Annotated in this window: 17 protein-coding genes; 9 read left to right on the top strand and 8 right to left on the bottom strand. The window is 77.1% G+C overall.

What is annotated here, in order from left to right:
* Positions 1–3: 3 nt before the first annotated feature.
* Genes pucL through uraD form a run of 3 tightly spaced genes read right to left on the bottom strand, consistent with a single transcriptional unit; the run spans position 4 to position 1780 of the window.
* A complete protein-coding gene (gene pucL, locus ACI796_RS06065) occupies positions 4–909 on the bottom strand; it encodes a factor-independent urate hydroxylase (protein WP_456940336.1) in 906 nt (301 codons plus the stop codon).
* Between the two features lie 56 nt (positions 910–965).
* Positions 966–1283, bottom strand: a complete 318-nt coding sequence (uraH, locus tag ACI796_RS06060; RefSeq protein ID WP_456940335.1) for a hydroxyisourate hydrolase — start codon at positions 1281–1283, stop codon at positions 966–968.
* Positions 1280–1780, bottom strand: coding sequence for a 2-oxo-4-hydroxy-4-carboxy-5-ureidoimidazoline decarboxylase (uraD, locus tag ACI796_RS06055; protein ID WP_456940334.1), 501 nt, complete (start codon positions 1778–1780; stop codon positions 1280–1282). The genes uraH and uraD overlap by 4 nt, the downstream gene beginning before the upstream one ends.
* Before the next feature lie 9 nt (positions 1781–1789).
* Here uraD and aceB point away from each other — a divergent pair, with 9 nt between their 5' ends.
* From aceB to ACI796_RS06030, 5 genes are all read left to right on the top strand, one after another.
* Complete coding sequence (aceB, locus tag ACI796_RS06050; protein ID WP_456940333.1) at positions 1790–3397, top strand: malate synthase A; 1608 nt, start codon at positions 1790–1792, stop codon at positions 3395–3397.
* Complete coding sequence (locus tag ACI796_RS06045) at positions 3397–4629, top strand: DUF6986 family protein (RefSeq protein WP_456940332.1); 1233 nt, start codon at positions 3397–3399, stop codon at positions 4627–4629. Before aceB ends, ACI796_RS06045 begins: the two co-directional genes overlap by 1 nt.
* 21 nt (positions 4630–4650) lie before the next feature.
* The gene (locus tag ACI796_RS06040; RefSeq protein WP_456940331.1) at positions 4651–9699 is read left to right on the top strand and encodes a SpoIIE family protein phosphatase; all 5049 of its coding nucleotides are present in this window, start codon (positions 4651–4653) and stop codon (positions 9697–9699) included.
* Between the two features lie 80 nt (positions 9700–9779).
* Complete coding sequence (locus tag ACI796_RS06035; protein ID WP_456940330.1) at positions 9780–10871, top strand: anti-sigma factor RsbA family regulatory protein; 1092 nt, start codon at positions 9780–9782, stop codon at positions 10869–10871.
* Between the two features lie 32 nt (positions 10872–10903).
* Positions 10904–11407: a MarR family winged helix-turn-helix transcriptional regulator gene (locus ACI796_RS06030; protein ID WP_456940329.1), complete on the top strand. Its 504-nt coding sequence runs from the start codon at positions 10904–10906 to the stop codon at positions 11405–11407.
* Here ACI796_RS06030 and ACI796_RS06025 read toward each other — a convergent pair.
* Positions 11404–12417: an ATP-dependent DNA ligase gene (locus ACI796_RS06025; protein ID WP_456940328.1), complete on the bottom strand. Its 1014-nt coding sequence runs from the start codon at positions 12415–12417 to the stop codon at positions 11404–11406. The two genes, ACI796_RS06030 and ACI796_RS06025, sit on opposite strands and share 4 nt — an antisense overlap.
* Before the next feature lie 239 nt (positions 12418–12656).
* Here ACI796_RS06025 and ACI796_RS06020 point away from each other — a divergent pair, with 239 nt between their 5' ends.
* Entirely contained in the window at positions 12657–13229 is a 573-nt protein-coding gene (locus tag ACI796_RS06020) for an NADPH-dependent FMN reductase (RefSeq protein WP_456940327.1), read from the top strand.
* A gap of 65 nt (positions 13230–13294) precedes the next feature.
* On the opposite strand, the gene ACI796_RS06015 is transcribed toward ACI796_RS06020, so the two are convergent.
* Complete coding sequence (locus ACI796_RS06015) at positions 13295–13837, bottom strand: NUDIX domain-containing protein (protein ID WP_456940326.1); 543 nt, start codon at positions 13835–13837, stop codon at positions 13295–13297.
* Between the two features lie 46 nt (positions 13838–13883).
* Here ACI796_RS06015 and ACI796_RS06010 point away from each other — a divergent pair, with 46 nt between their 5' ends.
* Positions 13884–14369, top strand: coding sequence for a DnaJ family domain-containing protein (locus ACI796_RS06010; RefSeq protein ID WP_456940325.1), 486 nt, complete (start codon positions 13884–13886; stop codon positions 14367–14369).
* 77 nt (positions 14370–14446) lie between these two features.
* Here ACI796_RS06010 and ACI796_RS06005 read toward each other — a convergent pair whose 3' ends face one another.
* Positions 14447–14809: a nuclear transport factor 2 family protein gene (locus ACI796_RS06005; RefSeq protein WP_456940324.1), complete on the bottom strand. Its 363-nt coding sequence runs from the start codon at positions 14807–14809 to the stop codon at positions 14447–14449.
* A gap of 21 nt (positions 14810–14830) precedes the next feature.
* The gene (locus tag ACI796_RS06000; RefSeq protein WP_456940323.1) at positions 14831–15235 is read right to left on the bottom strand and encodes a hypothetical protein; all 405 of its coding nucleotides are present in this window, start codon (positions 15233–15235) and stop codon (positions 14831–14833) included.
* Between the two features lie 87 nt (positions 15236–15322).
* On the opposite strand from ACI796_RS06000, the gene ACI796_RS05995 reads away from it, so the two are divergent.
* Together ACI796_RS05995 and ACI796_RS05990 are read left to right on the top strand one after the other, a co-directional pair.
* Complete coding sequence (locus tag ACI796_RS05995; protein WP_456940322.1) at positions 15323–16138, top strand: helix-turn-helix domain-containing protein; 816 nt, start codon at positions 15323–15325, stop codon at positions 16136–16138.
* Between the two features lie 44 nt (positions 16139–16182).
* Positions 16183–16350 (top strand): hypothetical protein, encoded by a 168-nt coding sequence (locus ACI796_RS05990; protein ID WP_387991213.1) that lies wholly within the window; start codon positions 16183–16185, stop codon positions 16348–16350.
* Between the two features lie 47 nt (positions 16351–16397).
* Here ACI796_RS05990 and ACI796_RS05985 read toward each other — a convergent pair whose 3' ends face one another.
* Entirely contained in the window at positions 16398–16628 is a 231-nt protein-coding gene (locus tag ACI796_RS05985; RefSeq protein WP_456940321.1) for a hypothetical protein, read from the bottom strand.
* Between the last annotated feature and the right edge of the window lie 127 nt (positions 16629–16755).

The following is a 16755-nucleotide window of genomic DNA, read 5'->3' as shown; positions in this document are numbered from 1 at the left end:
ACCTCAGCAGAAGCCCGGCGTGCCCAGCCACGCGACCTCGGCGGGCGGGACGTCGTCGCGGAGGACGGCGCCCTCGATGAGCCCGTAGGGGCGGTCGTCGGCGTGGTAGACGACGGGGCGGTCCGGACCGGGGGTGTTGTCCAGGCCGTACGCCGAGAGGTCCTGCAGGAAGTGGTGCCGGTTCGGCATCGACATCCGCACCTCGGCGACGTCGGGGAAGGCCTCGAGCACCGCCTCGCCCATCCGGTACAGCGTCTGCTGCAGCGCGAGGGAGTGCGTGGCGGCGAACGCCTCGAGCAGCGTCGTCCGGACGCCGGCGAACACCGCGGACCAGTCGAGGTCGGCCGACGTGTACCGCCAGCGGGCGGTGACCGCGGTGGCGAGGATCCGGTCGCGGGTCTCGGCCAGGGTCGTGTACCGGTCGCGCGGGAAGCCTCGGAACTCCGAGCCGGTGGTCTTGAGGACGACGAGGTCGGCCAGGCCGGCCAGCACGTGCGCGTCGTCCCCGTCCACGGTGACCACCGCCGTCCGCACCTCCCCGCCGGGCCGGCGGAACGCGTGGTCGTGCGCCTGCCCGCCGACGGCGATCCGCTCCCAGCCGTAGGACTCCAGGGCCACCCGGGCGCCGGTGATCCACCCGTAGGACCCGGCGAGGTGGCGGGCCAGCCGCAGGCCGAACGCCTCCGGGGAGCCGACGCCGTCGCGGGCGAAGGCGAACACGGTGTTCTTCTGCGCGTCGGTGGTCAGGACGTGCGCGTTGTCGCCCCGCGTGTGCGCGGCGGTGAAGTCCCCGCGCAGGCTGGTGCTGACGTTGAGGTCGACGAGCTCGTGCCGGGGGGAGCTGCGGTCGACCGCGACCACGCGGACCTCCGCCTTCCCGTACTGGTTGGGTCCGAGCACGATCGCCATGCGCGCAGCCTGCCGCACACCCGTTGCGCCGGTGTTGCACGTGGAACGTGGCGCGCCTAGCTCCCGCGGTAGGTGGAGTAGGCGAACGGGGAGAGCAGCAGCGGCACGTGGTGGTGCTCCGCGGGTGCGGTGACGGCGAAGGTCAGCGTCACCTCCGGCCAGAAGGCGTCCGCCCCGCGCCCGGCGAACCAGGGACCGGTGGCGAACACCAGCCGGTGCGGGCCGGCGACGGTGGCCTCCTCGGTCAGCCGGCAGCGGCCGTCGGCGTCGGTCGTGCCCTCGGCGAGCAGGTCGCCGCCCGCGAACAGCCGGACGGCGATGCCCGCGGCCGGCCGCCCCGCGACGGCGTCGAGCACGTGCGTGGAGATGCTCACGCGTCGACCAGTCCGCGCACCCGCAGCTCGCTGATCTGGGCCAGCTGCTCGACCACCTCGGCCCGCTCGGCGTCGTCGTCGTTGCCCAGCCGGCGGCGCAGCTCGGCGAGCACCTCCTCCGGCGACCGCCCGGCCGCGCGGATCAGGTAGACGTGCCCGAACCGCTCCTCGTAGGCGCGGTTGCCCTCGACGATCGCGGCGCGCGTGCCGTCGTCGGCGCCGCCCATCGAGCCCTGCTCCCGGCGGGACGCCGCAGCCTCGGCCGAAGAGCCCTCCACCCGGTCACCGATCCGCGGGTGCGCGACCAGCGCCAGCTGCACCTCGTCCCACGGCAGGGAGCGCGCCACCTCCCCGGCCCGGCGGACGAGGGTGTCGGCGTCGGGGAACGGGCGGCCGGCGACCAGCTCGGCGGCGAAGCGCGGTGCGGCGTTGCAGCCGCGCAGCGCCTCGACGGCGGCGTCGGCGGGCTCGCTGTTGAACTCGTCGAGGCGGGACACGGTGACAGGATGGCAGCCCGGCCGGCCGAGAAGAGGGTGCAGCTGATGAGCGACGTGCGCGTGGAGGGCCCCGACGTCGAGCGGTCCGGGGAGGTGCTGACCCCCGAGGCGCTGGAGTTCGTCGCCGACCTGCAGCGCCGGTTCGGCCCGCAGCGCGACGCCCTGCTCGCCGCCCGCGCCACCCGCCGCGCCGAGATCGCCGCCGCCCGCTGGCTGGACTTCCGCCCCGAGACGGCGGAGATCCGCGACGGCGACTGGCAGGTGCCCCCGCCGCCGCCCGGCCTGGTCGACCGCCGCGTCGAGATCACCGGCCCGACCGAGCCCAAGATGGCGGTCAACGCGCTCAACTGCGGCGCCGACGTCTGGCTCGCCGACCTCGAGGACGCCAACACCCCGCACTGGCACAACGTCGTCACGGGGCAGCTCGTGCTGCGCGACGCCGTCCGCCGGCAGCTCGCCTTCACCACGCCCGAGGGCCGGGAGTACCGGCTCCGCGAGGACGGCGACCTGCCGACGATCGTCCCGCGCCCGCGCGGCTGGCACCTGCCCGAGCGGCACCTGCTCGTCGACGGGCAGCCCGCCGTCGGCGCGCTGGTCGACGCCGGGCTGTACCTGTTCCACAACGCCGCCGAGCAGCTGTCCCGCGGCAGCGGCCCGTACCTCTACCTGCCGAAGATGGAGGGGCACCTCGAGGCCGCGCTCTGGAAGCTCGTCTTCGACCACGCCGAGCAGGTGCTGGGCCTCCCCGGGGGCTCCGTCCGCGCCACCATGCTCATCGAGACCATCCCGGCGGCGTTCGAGATGGAGGAGATGCTGCACGCGCTGGGCAGCCACGCCGCCGGCCTCAACGCCGGGCGCTGGGACTACCTGTTCAGCGTCATCAAGGTCTTCCGCGAGGCCGGGCCGGACTTCGTGCTGCCCGACCGGGCGGCGGTGACCATGACCGCGCCGATGATGCGGGCCTACACCGACCAGCTCGTCGCCGTCTGCCACCGCCGCGGCGCCATGGCGATCGGCGGCATGGCCGCGGCCATCCCCTCGCGGCGCGACGCCGAGGCCAACGAGCGGGCGCTGGCCAAGGTCCGCGAGGACAAGACCCGCGAGGCCGGCGACGGCTTCGACGGCTCCTGGGTGGCCCACCCCGACCTGGTGCCGGTCTGCCGGGAGGCCTTCGACGCCGTCCTGGGCGAGCGGCCCAACCAGCTCGACCGGCAGCGGCCCGAGGTGTCGGTGACCGCGGCGCAGCTGCTCGACGTCGCCGGGGTCCCGGGCGGGCGGACCATGGCCGGGCTGCGGGCCAACGTCGAGATCGCCGTCCGCTACCTGGCGGCGTGGCTGGGCGGCAGCGGCGCGGTCGGCATCCACGGCCTCATGGAGGACGCCGCCACCGCCGAGATCAGCCGCTCGCAGGTCTGGCAGTGGGTGCACGCCGGGGTGGAGCTCGACACCGGCGAGACGGTGACCGGGGAGCTGGTGCGCCGCGTCGTCGCCGAGGAGGTCGAGGGCATCGGCGACCTGCCGCGCCTGGACGACGCCCGCCGGCTGTTCGAGCAGGTCGCGCTGGCCGACGACTTCCCCGACTTCCTCACGCTGCCCGCCTACGAGCTCGTCGACTGATGCTGGACGAAGGGATCTACGCCGAGCTGGACCGCCGCCTGGCCCCCGTCGACGCCGCCCGCACGGCCGCGTACCCCGGCGAGCGGCCAGGCCGGCAGCCGGTGCACACCTGCTACGTGCCCGCCGACGCCGTCGTCCCGGGCCTGGCCGCCGCGTGGGGCGCCGCGGCGCTGGCCGCGCTCGACGAGCACGGCCTGCCCGACCTCGGGTACGACGCCGCGCTGCTCGAGCAGGTGCTGCCCCGGGTGCGCGCCAAGCTCGCCGCCGAGCCGGTCGAGGACCTGCGGGTCGACGCCGAGGACGGCTACCGCGGCCGGCCCGACGCCGAGGACGGCGACGTCGTGCGGGCGGCGGAGGCGGTGGCCGGGGACGTCGCCACGGGGACCGCGCCGCCGTCGGTCGGGATCCGGGCCAAGTCGCTGGAGGGCCCGACCCGCCGCCGCGGCGTCCGCTCCCTCGACCTGTTCCTCGGTTGCCTGGGAGCCAACAGCACGACGAAGGCGGTCGTCACCCTGCCCAAGGTGACCGACGTCGAGCAGGTGCGGGCGTTGCTGCCCGTGCTCGACGCGCTGGAGGCGGCGCACGGTGTCACGCTCGACCTCGAGCTGCAGGTGGAGACGCCACAGGCGGTGCTCGGCGCCGACGGCGCGGTGACGCTGGCCCGGATGGTGCACGCGGCCGGCCCGCGGCTGACCGGCCTGCACCACGGCACCTACGACTACAGCGCGGCGCTGGGCATCGCGGCGGCGCACCAGTCCTCGGACCACCCGGCGCTCGACCTCGCCAAGCAGCTCATGCAGGTCGCCGTCGCCGGGACCGGCGCCCGGGCGGTCGACGGCTCCACCAACGTGCTGCCCGTCGGCTCCCGCGAGCAGGTGCACGCCGGCTGGCGGGTGCACGCCGGGCTGGTCCGGCGGGCGCTGGAGCGCGGCCTCCACCAGGGCTGGGACCTGCACCCGGCGCAGCTGGTCACGCGGTACGCGGCGACCTACGCCTTCTTCCGCGGCGCCCTGCCGGCCGCGGCGGCACGGCTGGCCGCCTACGTCGAGCGGGTCGACGGCGGCGTGCTCGACGAGCCGGCCACCGCCCGCGCGCTGGCCGGGGTGGTGGTGCGCGGCCTGGACTGCGGCGCCGTCGACCCGGCCGAGGTGACCGCCGCCACCGGGCTGGACCGGGCGGCCCTCGACGCCCTGTCCGGGCGGGGCGCGGCGGGTGACAGGAGCAGCGCCTAGGCTGCCCTGCGTGGTGGCGCGGTGACCGAGGACGCGCTCCCCTCGCTGTTCTCCGGCGGTGGCGAGGTGGGCCGGGAGATGGCCGCCCGGGACTGGTCGGGCACGCCGTTCGGCCCGCCCGAGCGGTGGCCGTCGGCGCTGCGCAACCTCGTCCGGATCGTCCTGACGTCGCGGTTCTCGATGTGGGCCGCCTACGGCCCCGAGCTGACCGCGTTCTACAACGACGCCTACCAGCGCGACACCCTGCAGGGGAAGCACCCGTGGGCGCTGGGCCGGCCGGCCCGCGAGATGTGGGCGGAGATCTGGGACGACATCGGTCCCCGGATCGAGTCGGTCCTCGCGACCGGCGTCGCCACCTGGGACGAGGACCTGCTGCTGTTCCTGGAGCGCAGCGGCTACCCGGAGGAGACCTACCACACCTTCTCCTACAGCCCCGTCGCCGACGACGACGGCCGCACGGCCGGGATGCTCTGCGTCGTCACCGAGAACACCGACCGGGTGCTGGCCGAGCGGCGGATGGCCAGCCTGCGCGACCTCGCGACGGCGGTGGCCGCGACGCGCACCGAGGCCGACGTGCTGGCCGCCGTCGGTGAGCAGCTCGCCCGCAACGACGCCGACCTGCCCTTCTCCGCCACCTACCTGGTCGACGAGGACGGCACCGCCCGGCTGGGCACCGCCACCGGGCTGACGCCGGGCTCGGCCGCGGCGCCGGGGACGCTCGCCGACGACGCGGTGTGGCCGCTGTCCCGGCTGCGCGCGGGCGAGCAGGTCGTCGTCGACGGCCTCGACCGCCTCCCCGGCCTGCCGACCGGCGCCTGGGGCCGCCCGCCGGAGCGGGCGCTGGCCGTGCCGATCTCCTCCCCGCTGCCCGACGCCGCCGGCATCGCCGGCTTCCTGGTCGTCGGCCTCAACCCGCACCGCGCCCTCGACGAGGCCTACACCGGCTTCCTCGAGCTGGTCGCCGGCCAGATCGCCTCGGGCCTGGCCAACGCGGGCAGCCACGCGGCCGAGCGGCGCCGCGCGGAGGCCCTCGCCGAGCTGGACCGCGCCAAGACCGACTTCTTCAGCAACGTCAGCCACGAGTTCCGCACGCCGTTGACGCTGATCATGGGGCCGGTCGCCGAGCTGCGGTCCTCCCCGGTGGCCTCGGCCGACCCGCGGGTGGCCGAGGAGCTCGAGGTCGTGGAGCGCAACGCACTGCGGCTGCAGAAGCTGGTCAACACCCTGCTCGACTTCTCCCGCATCCAGGCCGGCCGGATCGACGCCCGGTTCGAGCCGGTCGACCTCGCCGCGACCACCGCGGAGCTGGCCAGCGTCTTCCGCTCCGCCGTCGACCGGGCCGGCCTGCGGCTCACCGTCGACACCCTGCCGCTGTCGCAGCCGGTGCACGTGGACCGGGACATGTGGGAGAAGGTCGTCCTCAACCTGCTCTCCAACGCCCTGAAGTTCACCTTCGCGGGCGGCATCACCGTGCGGCTGCGCGAGGTGGACGGCGCCGCCGTCCTCACCGTCGCCGACACCGGCACCGGCATCGCCGCCGCGGAGCTGCCGCGGCTGTTCGAGCGGTTCTCCCGCGTCTCCGGCGCCCGCAGCCGGTCGGGGGAGGGCAGCGGCATCGGGCTGGCGATGGTGCGCGAGCTGGTCGGCCTGCACGGCGGGTCGATCGAGGTGGAGAGCGCGCCCGACGTCGGTACCGCCTTCACCGTCCGCGTGCCGCTGGGCACCGCGCACCTGCCCGCCGACCGCCTCGCCCCCGCTACGGCCGAGGCGCCGGCGATCTCGCCCGGCGCCACCCCGTTCGTCGCCGAGGCGCTGCGCTGGCTCCCGGGGGAGTCCGACGACGTCCCCGCGGCGGCCCCGGGCGCGCAGGGCGGCCGCGCCGGCCGGGTCCTGGTCGCCGACGACAACGCCGACATGCGCGACTACGTCGTGCGGCTGCTCGCGCCGCTGCACGAGGTCCGCGCGGTCGGCGACGGGCAGGCGGCGCTGGAGGCGGCCCTGGCCGACCCGCCGGACCTCGTCGTCAGCGACGTGATGATGCCGCGGCTGGACGGCATGCAGCTGCTGTCCGCGCTGCGCGCCGACGCCCGCACCTCCCGCGTGCCGGTGGTCCTGCTCTCCGCCCGCGCCGGCCAGGAGGCCGCCGTCGAGGGCCTGGCCGCGGGCGCCGACGACTACCTGGTCAAGCCGTTCTCCGCGCAGGAGCTGCTCGCCCGCGTCGACGCCCACCTGCAGCTCGGCCGCGCCCGCCGGGAGGCGGAGGAGCGGTTCACCACCATGGCCGACCTCGCGCCGGCGCTGATCTGGGTGGCCGGCGACGACGGCCGCCGGCAGTTCCTCAACGCCGGGTGGGCGGCGTTCACCGGCCGCGCCGTCGAGGAGGAGCTCGGCGAGGGCTGGCGGTCGGGGCTGCACCCGCAGGACGCGCCGCGCTACGCCGCCGTCGTGGACGCCGCGGTCGCGGCCGGGGAGGGCTGGGAGGTCGAGTTCCGGCTCCGCCGCGCCGACGGGGCCTTCCACTGGCTGCTCGAGCGCGCCGTGCCGATCGGGGGCACCGCCGGCGGCTGGGTGGGCAGCTGCACCGACATCAACGCGCGGTACCGGGAGACCGAGCGGCAGACCCTGCTCGCCGAGGTCGGCACCGCGCTGGACCGCGAGACCGAGGCCGAGCGGCAGCTGGCGGGCCTCGCGCGGCTGCTGGTCGACCGGCGGCTGGCCGACGTCTGCACCGTCCGGGTGGTCGGTGACGACGGGCGGCTGCGCTACGCCGGGCGCGCCGGCGCCGACGGCGACGTCCGCGCGGCGCTCGCCGGGTTGGAGCCGCACGGCGGGCTGGGCCGCGAGGTGCTCGAGACCGGGCGACCGGTGCTGAGGCCGCTCCTGTCCGGCGCCGGGGACGGCGGCGTCCGGCTGGACCTCCGCTCGGCGCTGGTCGTGCCGCTCACCGTCCGCGGCCGCGTGCGGGCGGTGCTGGCGATGGGCCGCCGCGACGACGCCCCGCCGTTCCACGAGGACGACCGCGCGCTGGCCGAGGAGATCGCCGCCCGGTCCGCGCTGGCCCTGGACAACGCCCTGCTGCTGGCCGACGAGCGGGCCACCGCCCGCCGGCTGGGGCTGCTGCAGCGCGTCACCGCCGAGCTGTCGGCCGCCACCACGCCGGTGGAGGTCGCCGAGGCGGCGGCCCGGCACGTCGAGGCCCTGACCGGCCGGGGCAGCTCCGTGGGCGTCTACGAGATCGACGACGCCCGGCGGGCGCTGCACCTGCTGTGGAGCGACGCCGCGGTCCGGGACGCGCAGCAGTGGTCGGAGATCCCGCTCAGCTCGTCGCTGGCGGTCACCCGGGCGGCCGCGGAGCGGCGGGCGGTGTGGATCGAGGACACCGCCGCCTCGCCGGACACCGCGCCCGCCCCGGGCGGGCCGGGCGCGGTGGTCGCGCTGCCGCTGCTGGTCGCCGGCCGCGTCGTCGGCGTCGTCGGTGTGGGCGTGCCGGTGGCCCAGCGGTTCCGGGCCGTGGAGCGGGGCATGCTGCTGGCCGTCGCCGAGCAGTGCGCCTCGGCGCTGGAGCGGGCTCGGCTCTACCGCGCCCAGCAGGACATCGCCTCCACGATCCAGCTCAGCCTGCTGCCCGCCGCGGTGCCCCGGCTGGAGCGGCTGGCCCTGTCCGCCGAGTACCTCCCCGGCGCTGCGGGCACCTCGGCCGGCGGCGACTGGTACGACGTCGTCGAGCTCGGCCGGGGCCGGGTGGCCATCGCCGTCGGTGACGTCGTCGGCCAGGGCCCGGCGGCCGCCGCCGTCATGGGGCAGCTGCGCAGCGCGCTGTCCACGGCGCTGCTGCAGGGCAGCTCCCCGGCGCAGGCGCTGGAGTTGCTGGACCGGTTCGCCGCGCGGCTGCCCGGCGCCCTCGCCTCGACGGCGGCCTGCCTGGTGCTCGACTGGGCCGCCGGCACCGTGCGGTGGGCCCGCGCCGGGCACCCGCCGCCGCTGCTGGTGACCGACGGCGCGGCGCGCTTCCTCGAGGAGGGCGCGGGCGCGGTCCTCGGCGCCCCGGGCCGGCGGCCCTACGCCGAGGGCAGCACCCTGATCACCCCGGGGACGACGCTGCTGCTGTACACCGACGGCCTGGTCGAGCGCCGCCGCGAGCCGCTGGACACCGGCCTGCGCCGTGTCGCCGACGCCGCCGCCCGGCTCTCCGACGTCGAGCCGTGCCGGCTGACCCGCGCGCTGCTGGCCGAGGTGCTCGACGACCACGCGCTCCCCGACGACGTCGCGGTCATCGCCGCCCGGCTGGTCCCGCCGCCGCTGCACGAGGTGCTGCCGGCCGACCCGTCCCGGCTGCGCGGGGTCCGGCGCAGCGTGACCGCCTGGGCGCGGGCGGCCGGGCTGAGCGGGGACTCCCTCGACGACCTGCAGCTGGCCCTCGGCGAGGCGCTGGCCAACGCCGTCGAGCACGCCTACGCCACCACCGCCGGCGAGGGCCGCTGCGAGTACCGGCTCGAGCGGACCGCCGACGGCAGCGTCGACGTCTGCGTGCGGGACGAGGGCGTGTGGCGCCCGGCGTCGGCCGACCGGGGGTACCGCGGCCGCGGGCTGGAGCTGATCACCGCGCTGGCCGACGACGTCGAGGTGGACCGCACCGTCGACGCGGGCGGAGGCGAGGGTGCGGGCACCACGGTGCGCTTCCGCTTCGTCCCGGCCGGACCCGGGCGGGGCGAGCCGGTGACCCGGCGCGCCGGCGCCCGCACCGACGCGGGCCCCGCCCGGCTGACCGTGGACCGGGGTCCCGGCGGCGTGCGGCTGGAGGTCGCCGGCGACGTCGACCTGGCCGCCACCCCGGTCCTGCGCGCCGAGGCGCTGCGGGCGCTCGACGACATCGCGGACGGGGCGCGGGTCGTGCTGGACCTGCGGCACGTGCCCTACCTGGCCAGCGCCGGCGTCGGCCTGGTGCTCGAGCTGCTCCGGCTGGCCGGGGAGCGCGGTGCGGTCTCCGAGGTGCGCACCGCGGAGGGCTCCGCGCCGACCCGCGTGCTCGTCCTCGCGGGGGTGCCGACCGTCCCGGTGCCCGCGCCGTAGTGGCGCCGGCCCACCCGTACGGGGGCGTACCGGGCACCCCGCGAGCGGGCTCCCCCCACCGTGCCCCACAATCGGGAGGGATGGGCCGGAGCAGTTCCGGACCGGAGGCGGTCGAGGGGCCAGTGGAACCTGGGACGGGGGCTCACGCCACGCGGGCGGAGTCGACGGGCGGCGCGGTGGCGCGGGCCTCGTCGACGCCCCCCTCCCGGTCGGCCTTCGCTCACAGCGCCGCGCTGGTCCGCGGGCCCGGCGAGGTGGTGGCCGTGGCCACCGCCTACCTGGACGAGGGCCTGAGCGCCGGGGACCTGTCGGTCCTCGCCTGCCCCCCGGAGACCGTCGCGGCCGTCCGCCGGGCGCTGGGCATGCGGTCCGGCGAGATCGAGGACGACCCGCGGATCTGCCTGGTCGGCGCCCGTGTGCCCGACGCCTTCGCCGTCATCCGCCGGCGCGTCGAGCACGCCGCCACCCGGGGTTCGGGCCGGCTGCGCATCCTCGCCGAGCCCCTGTACGGGACGCTCCCGCGGCGCTGGCGGGAGATCCTCCGGTACGAGGCGGCCTCCAACGCGCTGGTCGGTGACGCGCCGTTGACCTGCATGTGCGTCTACGACCGGGAGCGGGCCCCGGCCGAGGTCCTCGCGAACGCGCGGCACACCCATCCGGAGCTGTGGATGGGCGGGATGCGGGTCAGCAACTCCGAGTACCACGACCCGGTCGCCTCCCTGCACGAACTCGCCGCCGTCCGCGAGCCGGTGGAGGCCGGGGAGCCGGTGTACGCCGTCGACGGCGCACCGACGCTGGCCGGCCTGCGCGGGGAGCTGCGGCGGGTGTTCGCCGAGGTCGTCCCCGACGAGGACCAGCGCGCCGACCTCCACCTGGGCGTGAGCGAGGTGGCGGCCAACGCCTTCCGGCACGGGCGGCGGCCGATCTCCGCCCGCGTCTGGGCGGACCGCGACTCGCTGGTGGTGACGATCAGCGACTCCGGCACCGGCTTCGCGAGCCCGCTCGCGGGCTTCGTGCCGGCCCACGGCGACGACCTGGCCGCCGGGGGCATGGGCCTGTGGCTGGCCCGCAAGCTGTGGGACGCGGTGGACCTGGTGCCCGGCCCGGCGGGGCTCACCGTCCGGCTGGCCACCGGCCTGGACGAGCCCCCGGCGCGCCGCGGCGCGGCTTGACGCTGCCGTTGTCTCACTGCTGAGGTACCGGCGTGGAGGACGCGGTCGACCTCATCCTCGAGCAGTGGGCCCGGGAGCGTCCCGACCTCGACTGCTCACCGATGGGCGTCGTCGGCCGGATCACCCAGCTGCAGCGCGAGGTCCACCTCGCCCAGCGCGCCACCTTCGCCCGGCACGGGCTCGACGCGCCGTCCTTCGACGTCCTGGCCGCGCTCCGGCGCGCCGGGGAGCCCTACCAGCTGACGCCCACGGCGCTCATGCGCACCGCGCTGGTCACCTCGGGGGCGATCACCCAGCGGCTGGACCGGCTGGAGGAGCGGGGGCTGATCACCCGCACCCGGAGCGAGGCCGACGGGCGGGCCGTCGTCGTGACGCTGACGGACGCGGGGCGGGCCGCGCTCGACGCGGCGCTGCCGGACCACCTGGAGACCGAGCGCGGCCTGCTGGCCGGGCTGTCCGAGGAGGAGCTCGCGCAGCTGGCCTGCCTGCTGCGCCGGTTCCTCGTGACCCTGGGCCGGGTGCCGCAGCGGCCCTAGTCCGCGGGCGGCACGTCCGCGGGGCGCAGGTCGGGGCGGACCCGGACGAAGCGCAGCGGGTGCCGGAACACCCCGGCGGTGAGGGCGGCGTCCGCGCTGACCTCGACGACCGCGGTCGGCTGCACGCGGGTGAGCGCCACCGACAGCCGCCCGCCGCCGAAGCGGCCGGTGCCGATCCGCTCGGGCCAGGGGTGGTCGTCGCCGGCGGGGGTGAGGACGGCGGCGAGCTCGGCCGACTGCGCGGGGGAGAGGGGGCCGGTGCGGCCGACGACGACCAGCTCACCCTCCCGGTACCGGCCGGCCACCAGCTGGCTGGGGCGGTCGACCGGCCCGATGACGCCGCCGGCGAGCACCTCCGTCGTCTCCCAGCTCTTGACCTTCAGCCACTCCCGGCGCCCGCCCGCGTACCGGGTGGCCGCGCCCTTGGCGACCAGGCCCTCGACGCCGAGCGGGCGCAGGTCCGCGGCCCAGCCGCGGGCCTCCTCCGGGTCGGCGGTGACCGGCGAGAGCTGCAGGGGCGGCGCCCACCGCCGCGCGAGCTCCTCGAGGGCGGCACGGCGGCTGCGGAACGGCCGGCGGCGCTGGTCGGCGCCGCCGGCGGCGAGCAGGTCGAAGGCGACGTAGGAGGCGGGGTGTGCAGCGGCCAGCGCGGCCATCCGAGAGGGGGCGGTCACCATCCGGCGCTGCAGCAGCCCGAAGTCCAGCCGCTCGCCGTTCCAGACGACGGCCTCGCCGTCGAGGACCGTGCCGGCCGGGACCTGGGCGAGCGCGGCCGCGGCGAGGTCGGGGAAGCGGTCGGTGAGGTCGCGGCCCTGCTTGGACCACAGCCGGGTGCCGGCGCGGCCGCGGACGACCACCAGCCGGTAGCCGTCCCACTTGGGCTCGTAGCGGCAGCCGCCGGGCAGCGCGGCCGCGACCGGGAGGTCCCGCACCGGCCGGGCCAGCTCGACCGCGACCGGCCCGGCGAGGTCCGGGGGCAGGTCCGGCAGGCCGGGAGCGGTGAGCGGCACCGGGACAGCGTCGGGGCTGTACGCCCCCGGCGCAGGCTCCTGAGCTGCGCACTCACCCGTTCAGGGTGGGTCGCCACCCTCCGCGACGGCCTCGGCCGCAGGCACGGCCGGGGCCCGGCTGTCCAGGCACGATCGGGTCACGGCGTGCGGCGGGGGTCACCCGCGGTGGGGGAAGCGGGTGGCCGCTCCAACGGTTGAGTCCTCAACGAGTCGGTCCCGTCGTCGTCCCGGAGGTCCCGGTGTCCCGTCCCGTCCTGCAGGTCATCGCCGCCAGCACCCGTCCTGGCCGCCGGGGCATCGCCGTCGCCCGCTGGGTGCAGCGCCTGGCGCAGGAGCACGGCGGCTTCGACGTCGAGCTCGTCGACCTCGCCGAGGTGGGCCTGCCGGTGTTCGACGAGCCCGACCACCCGCGCCTGCAGCAGTACACCCACCAGCACACCAAGGACTGGAGCGCGACGGTCTCCCGCGCCGACGCGTTCGTCTTCGTGACCCCGGAGTACAACCACTCCTTCCCGGCGTCGCTCAAGAACGCGCTGGACTACCTGTCGGTCGAGTGGGCCGACAAGGCGGCCGGGCTGGTCACCTACGGCGGCGTCTCGGCGGGCCTGCGGGCGTCGTCGGCGGTCAAGCCGGTGCTCGCCGCGCTGCGGGTGCACACCGTCCCCGAGGCGATCTCGGTGCCGTTCTTCGCGCAGTTCCTCGACGACGAGGACGAGTTCGCGCCCAACGCCGAGCTCGAGGCCGGCGGCAAGGCGATGCTCGACGAGCTCGCCCGCGTCACCCCCGCACTGCGCTCCCTCCGCGCCGCCTGAGGAAGGACCCCGCTGCCCCCCACCACTCGCGAGCTCGCGGCGGGCCCCTGCAGCAGGGCCGGGGGTCAGCTGCGGCCGAGCAGGAGCAGGGCCCAGGCGGCGAGTGAGGGGCCGTCGGTGAACCGGCCGTCGCACACCATCGCCCGCAGCTCGGCCTCGGGCACGAACGCCGCCACCATGTCGGCCTCGGTCACCTCGCGGGCGGTCGGGCCGGGCGTGAGGTCGGTGGCCAGCCAGACGTCGAACTCCTGGGTGGACAGCCCGGGCGCCAGGGCCGCGTGGCCGAGGTGCTCGAGCCGGCCGGCCCGCAGCCCCGTCTCCTCGGCGAGCTCGGCGCGGGCGAGTTCCTCCGCCGTCCCGCCGGTGCCCGCCGCCAGTGCCTCGGAGGACCAGGTCCCCTGGGGGAACTCCCAGGCGCGGCGGCCCAGCGGGTGGCGGAACTGCTCGACCAGCCAGAAGCCGTCCCGCTCGGCCGCGATCACGATGGCGAAGTCCGGCTTCTCGACGACGGAGTAGACGCCGGTGGAGCCGTCCACCCGCTCCACGGTGTCCTCGCGCACCCGGATCCACGGGTTGCGGTAGACCTCCCGGCTGCCCGTCGTCCGCATGCACGGCAGCCTCGCAGAGGCGGAGCATGGAGGTGGAGGTGGTGGGGTGACCCAGCGGAAGCCGCCCGGGGTGTCGTTCGAGACCTGGGTCGAGCGGCAGATCGGCCAGGCCCAGGACCGCGGCGACTTCACCGGGCTGCGCGGCGCCGGGAAGCCGCTCCCGGCCTTCGACCCGAACGAGACCGCCTACGACTGGGCGGTGGCCAAGGCCCGCCGCGAGGGCGTGGCGCCCGCGGACATGCTGCCGCCGGGCCTGGCGCTGCGCCGCGAGCGCGACGGGCTGCCCGCGCGGGTGGCCGCGCTGCCGTCGGAGGACGCCGTGCGCGCCGTCGCCGAGGACTACAACGCCCGGGTCGAGGCCTTCTGGCGGCGGCCGGCGGAGAGCCGCTGGTCGCCGGTGCCGGGCCTGGCCGACGTCGAGGCGCTCGTCGAGGGCTGGCGCCGCGACCGGCCGCCGTCCGCGCCCGAGCCGCCGGCCGCCGCGGCACCGGCCACGCCGCAGCGCCGCCGCTGGTGGCAGCGGCGGCGCTGAGCCCACCCGCGATCACGGCGCCGGGACCGTCCCGGACCCTCCGGCCGTGGTCACGGTGCCGTGATCGCGGTGTCGGTTCAGGCGGGGACCCGGTCGAGGAAGCCGAGCACGGTGCGGATGCGGCCGTCCCCGTCGGTGACGGCGACGTCGAACCCGGTGACCGGCGGCTCGGCGCCGTCCGGCCCGAGGTGCCACGTGAAACGCACCTGGCCGTGGTGGGCGTCGGCCGGGCCGGCGAGCCGGAAGACGAAGCCCGGGAACTGCGCGTGGACGGCGGCGATGGTCGCGTCCAGCCCGTCGCGGCCGGCGACGTCGGCCAGCGGGTCGGTGTAGGTGACGTCCTCGGTGAACAGCGCCTCGACCAGCGCCCGCCGCGCGGCGGGGTCGGTCTCGTTCCAGGCGGCGAGGTAGCGGTCGGCGAGGGCGGGGGTGGCGGTCACGGCGGTCTCTCCTTCGTGGGGTCAGCGGGTGCGGAGGGCGGTGAGCTGCAGGGCGGCGAACCCGGCGACGACGGCGGCCTGGAGCAGCACCCAGACCGTCCCGGCGGCGGTGAGGTCGAAGCGGCCGGCGACGACGGCGGCGACGCTGCCGACGGCCCACAGCGCGTTGGCGCCGACGACGACCTCCGTGGCGCCCCGCGGGACGTGCGGGCGGGCGGCGACGAGCGCGACCCCGGCGGCGAAGACGGCGAGGAAGGCGCCCAGCCCGCGCAGCACCCCGGCGGGGACGCCCAGCAGGTCGGACAGCAGGGGTGCGGCGGCCAGGTAGGCCAGGCCGTTGGCACCGGTGACGACGGCGTCCAGGCGCAGCGCCACGCGGAGCAGGTCGGGGGGACGGCGGGTGGGGGCGGTGGCGGTGTTCGTCATGGCGCAGACGCTCCCGCCGCCGGGGAAGGGCGTCGATTACCTCGCGGGTAGGCGACGGGCGGCGCGGTCGTCGCTAGCGTCCGCGCCGTGACCACCGCGGTGCGCCCGGACGTCGGGGAACTGCTGCGCGGCTGGCGGCAGCGCCGCCGGCTGTCCCAGCTGGACCTGGCCAACGACGCCGGGGTCTCCGCCCGGCACCTGAGCTTCCTGGAGACCGGCCGGTCGCGGCCGAGCCGGGAGATGGTGCTGCGGCTGGCCGAGCGGCTGGAGGTGCCGCTGCGCGAGCGCAACGACCTGCTGCTGGCCGCCGGCTTCGCCCCCGCCTACGGCCGCCGGGGCCTGGACTCCCCGGACATGGCCGCGGTCACCCGGGCGCTGGACCTGGTGCTCGCCGCGTACGAGCCCTTCCCGGCGCTGGTGGTCGACCGGTCGTGGGAGCTGGTGACGGCGAACACGAGCGTGGCGCCGCTGCTCGACGGCGCCGCCGCGCACCTGCTGGAGCCGCCGGTCAACGTGCTGCGGCTGAGCCTGCACCCCGAGGGGCTGGCGCCGCGGATCGTCAACCTGCCGCAGTGGCGGGCGCACGTCCTGCACCGGCTGGGCCGCGAGGCGCACCTGACCGGCGATCCGCAGCTCGCCGCCCTGCACCGCGAGCTGGCCGCGCTGCCCGGCGGCACCGACCGCTCGACGCCCGACGGCATCGCCGTGCCGCTGCGGCTCCGCGCCGGCGACGTGGTGCTGTCGTTCCTCAGCACGGTGACCACCTTCGGCACCGCCGTCGACCTCACCGCGGCCGAGCTGTCGGTCGAGGCGTTCCTGCCCGCCGACGAGGCCACCGCCGCGGCCCTGCGCGCCCCGTTCACCGGCGGCGAACCCGCGCCTGCCCGGGCGGCGGCGGGGTAGGGGCCCCTCGTCCGAGAGCAGCCACGACGACGAGGGAGGACGCCATGACCGAGGTGCCGGGCACCGACCGCGAGCAGGCCGAGGAGCAGGTGCTGGAGGAGACGCCGATCCGGCCGGAGGGCGTCGAGGAGGACACCTCCACCCAGGGCGACGAGGGTCAGACCGGCGACAGCGCCAAGCCGGGAGCCGGCAGCACCGACCCCGTCACCTGACCGGTCCGGGTGGCAGGAGTGGCCGTTCCTGCCACCCGGAGCACGGCCTAGAGGACGTCGAACTCGTTGGACGTCGCGCCGCCGGAGAGCAGCGCGTAGCCGGGGCCGCGGTCGAAGAACGGCTCGTCGCCCGTGCGGGCCGCGCGCATCTCGTCCCGCAGCACGGCGGTGGCGGCCTCGTCGGCCGACCCGTCCTCGAGGACGACCACGCCGTAGTCCGCGCAGGCGCCGGAGACGCTCACCTTGCGCCAGGCGACGTCGCGGAGGACCTCCTCCACCGGGCGGTCCAGCGGATCGCCCCATCCCCCGCCGCCGGGGGGGGGGGGGGGGGGGGGGGGGGGGGGGGGGGGGGGGGGGGGGGGGGGGGGGGGGGGGGGGGGGGGGGCGGGCGGGGGGGGCGGGGCG

The organism is Geodermatophilus sp. SYSU D00525 (assembly GCF_054050475.1).
Note: the sequence above shows the minus strand (reverse complement) of the source record. Positions and strands in the feature narration are given on the sequence as shown.

What these genes read in the sequence shown, in the direction of transcription:
- pucL (WP_456940336.1), bottom strand. Translation starts at nt 909, where the DNA reads ATGGCGATCGTGCTCGGACCCAACCAGTACGGGAAGGCGGAGGTCCGC.
- aceB (WP_456940333.1), top strand. Translation starts at nt 1,790, where the DNA reads ATGGCAGCCCGGCCGGCCGAGAAGAGGGTGCAGCTGATGAGCGACGTG.
- ACI796_RS06045 (WP_456940332.1), top strand. Translation starts at nt 3,397, where the DNA reads ATGCTGGACGAAGGGATCTACGCCGAGCTGGACCGCCGCCTGGCCCCC.
- ACI796_RS06035 (WP_456940330.1), top strand. Translation starts at nt 9,780, where the DNA reads ATGGGCCGGAGCAGTTCCGGACCGGAGGCGGTCGAGGGGCCAGTGGAA.
- ACI796_RS06015 (WP_456940326.1), bottom strand. Translation starts at nt 13,837, where the DNA reads ATGCGGACGACGGGCAGCCGGGAGGTCTACCGCAACCCGTGGATCCGG.
- ACI796_RS06000 (WP_456940323.1), bottom strand. Translation starts at nt 15,235, where the DNA reads ATGACGAACACCGCCACCGCCCCCACCCGCCGTCCCCCCGACCTGCTC.
- ACI796_RS05990 (WP_387991213.1), top strand. Translation starts at nt 16,183, where the DNA reads ATGACCGAGGTGCCGGGCACCGACCGCGAGCAGGCCGAGGAGCAGGTG.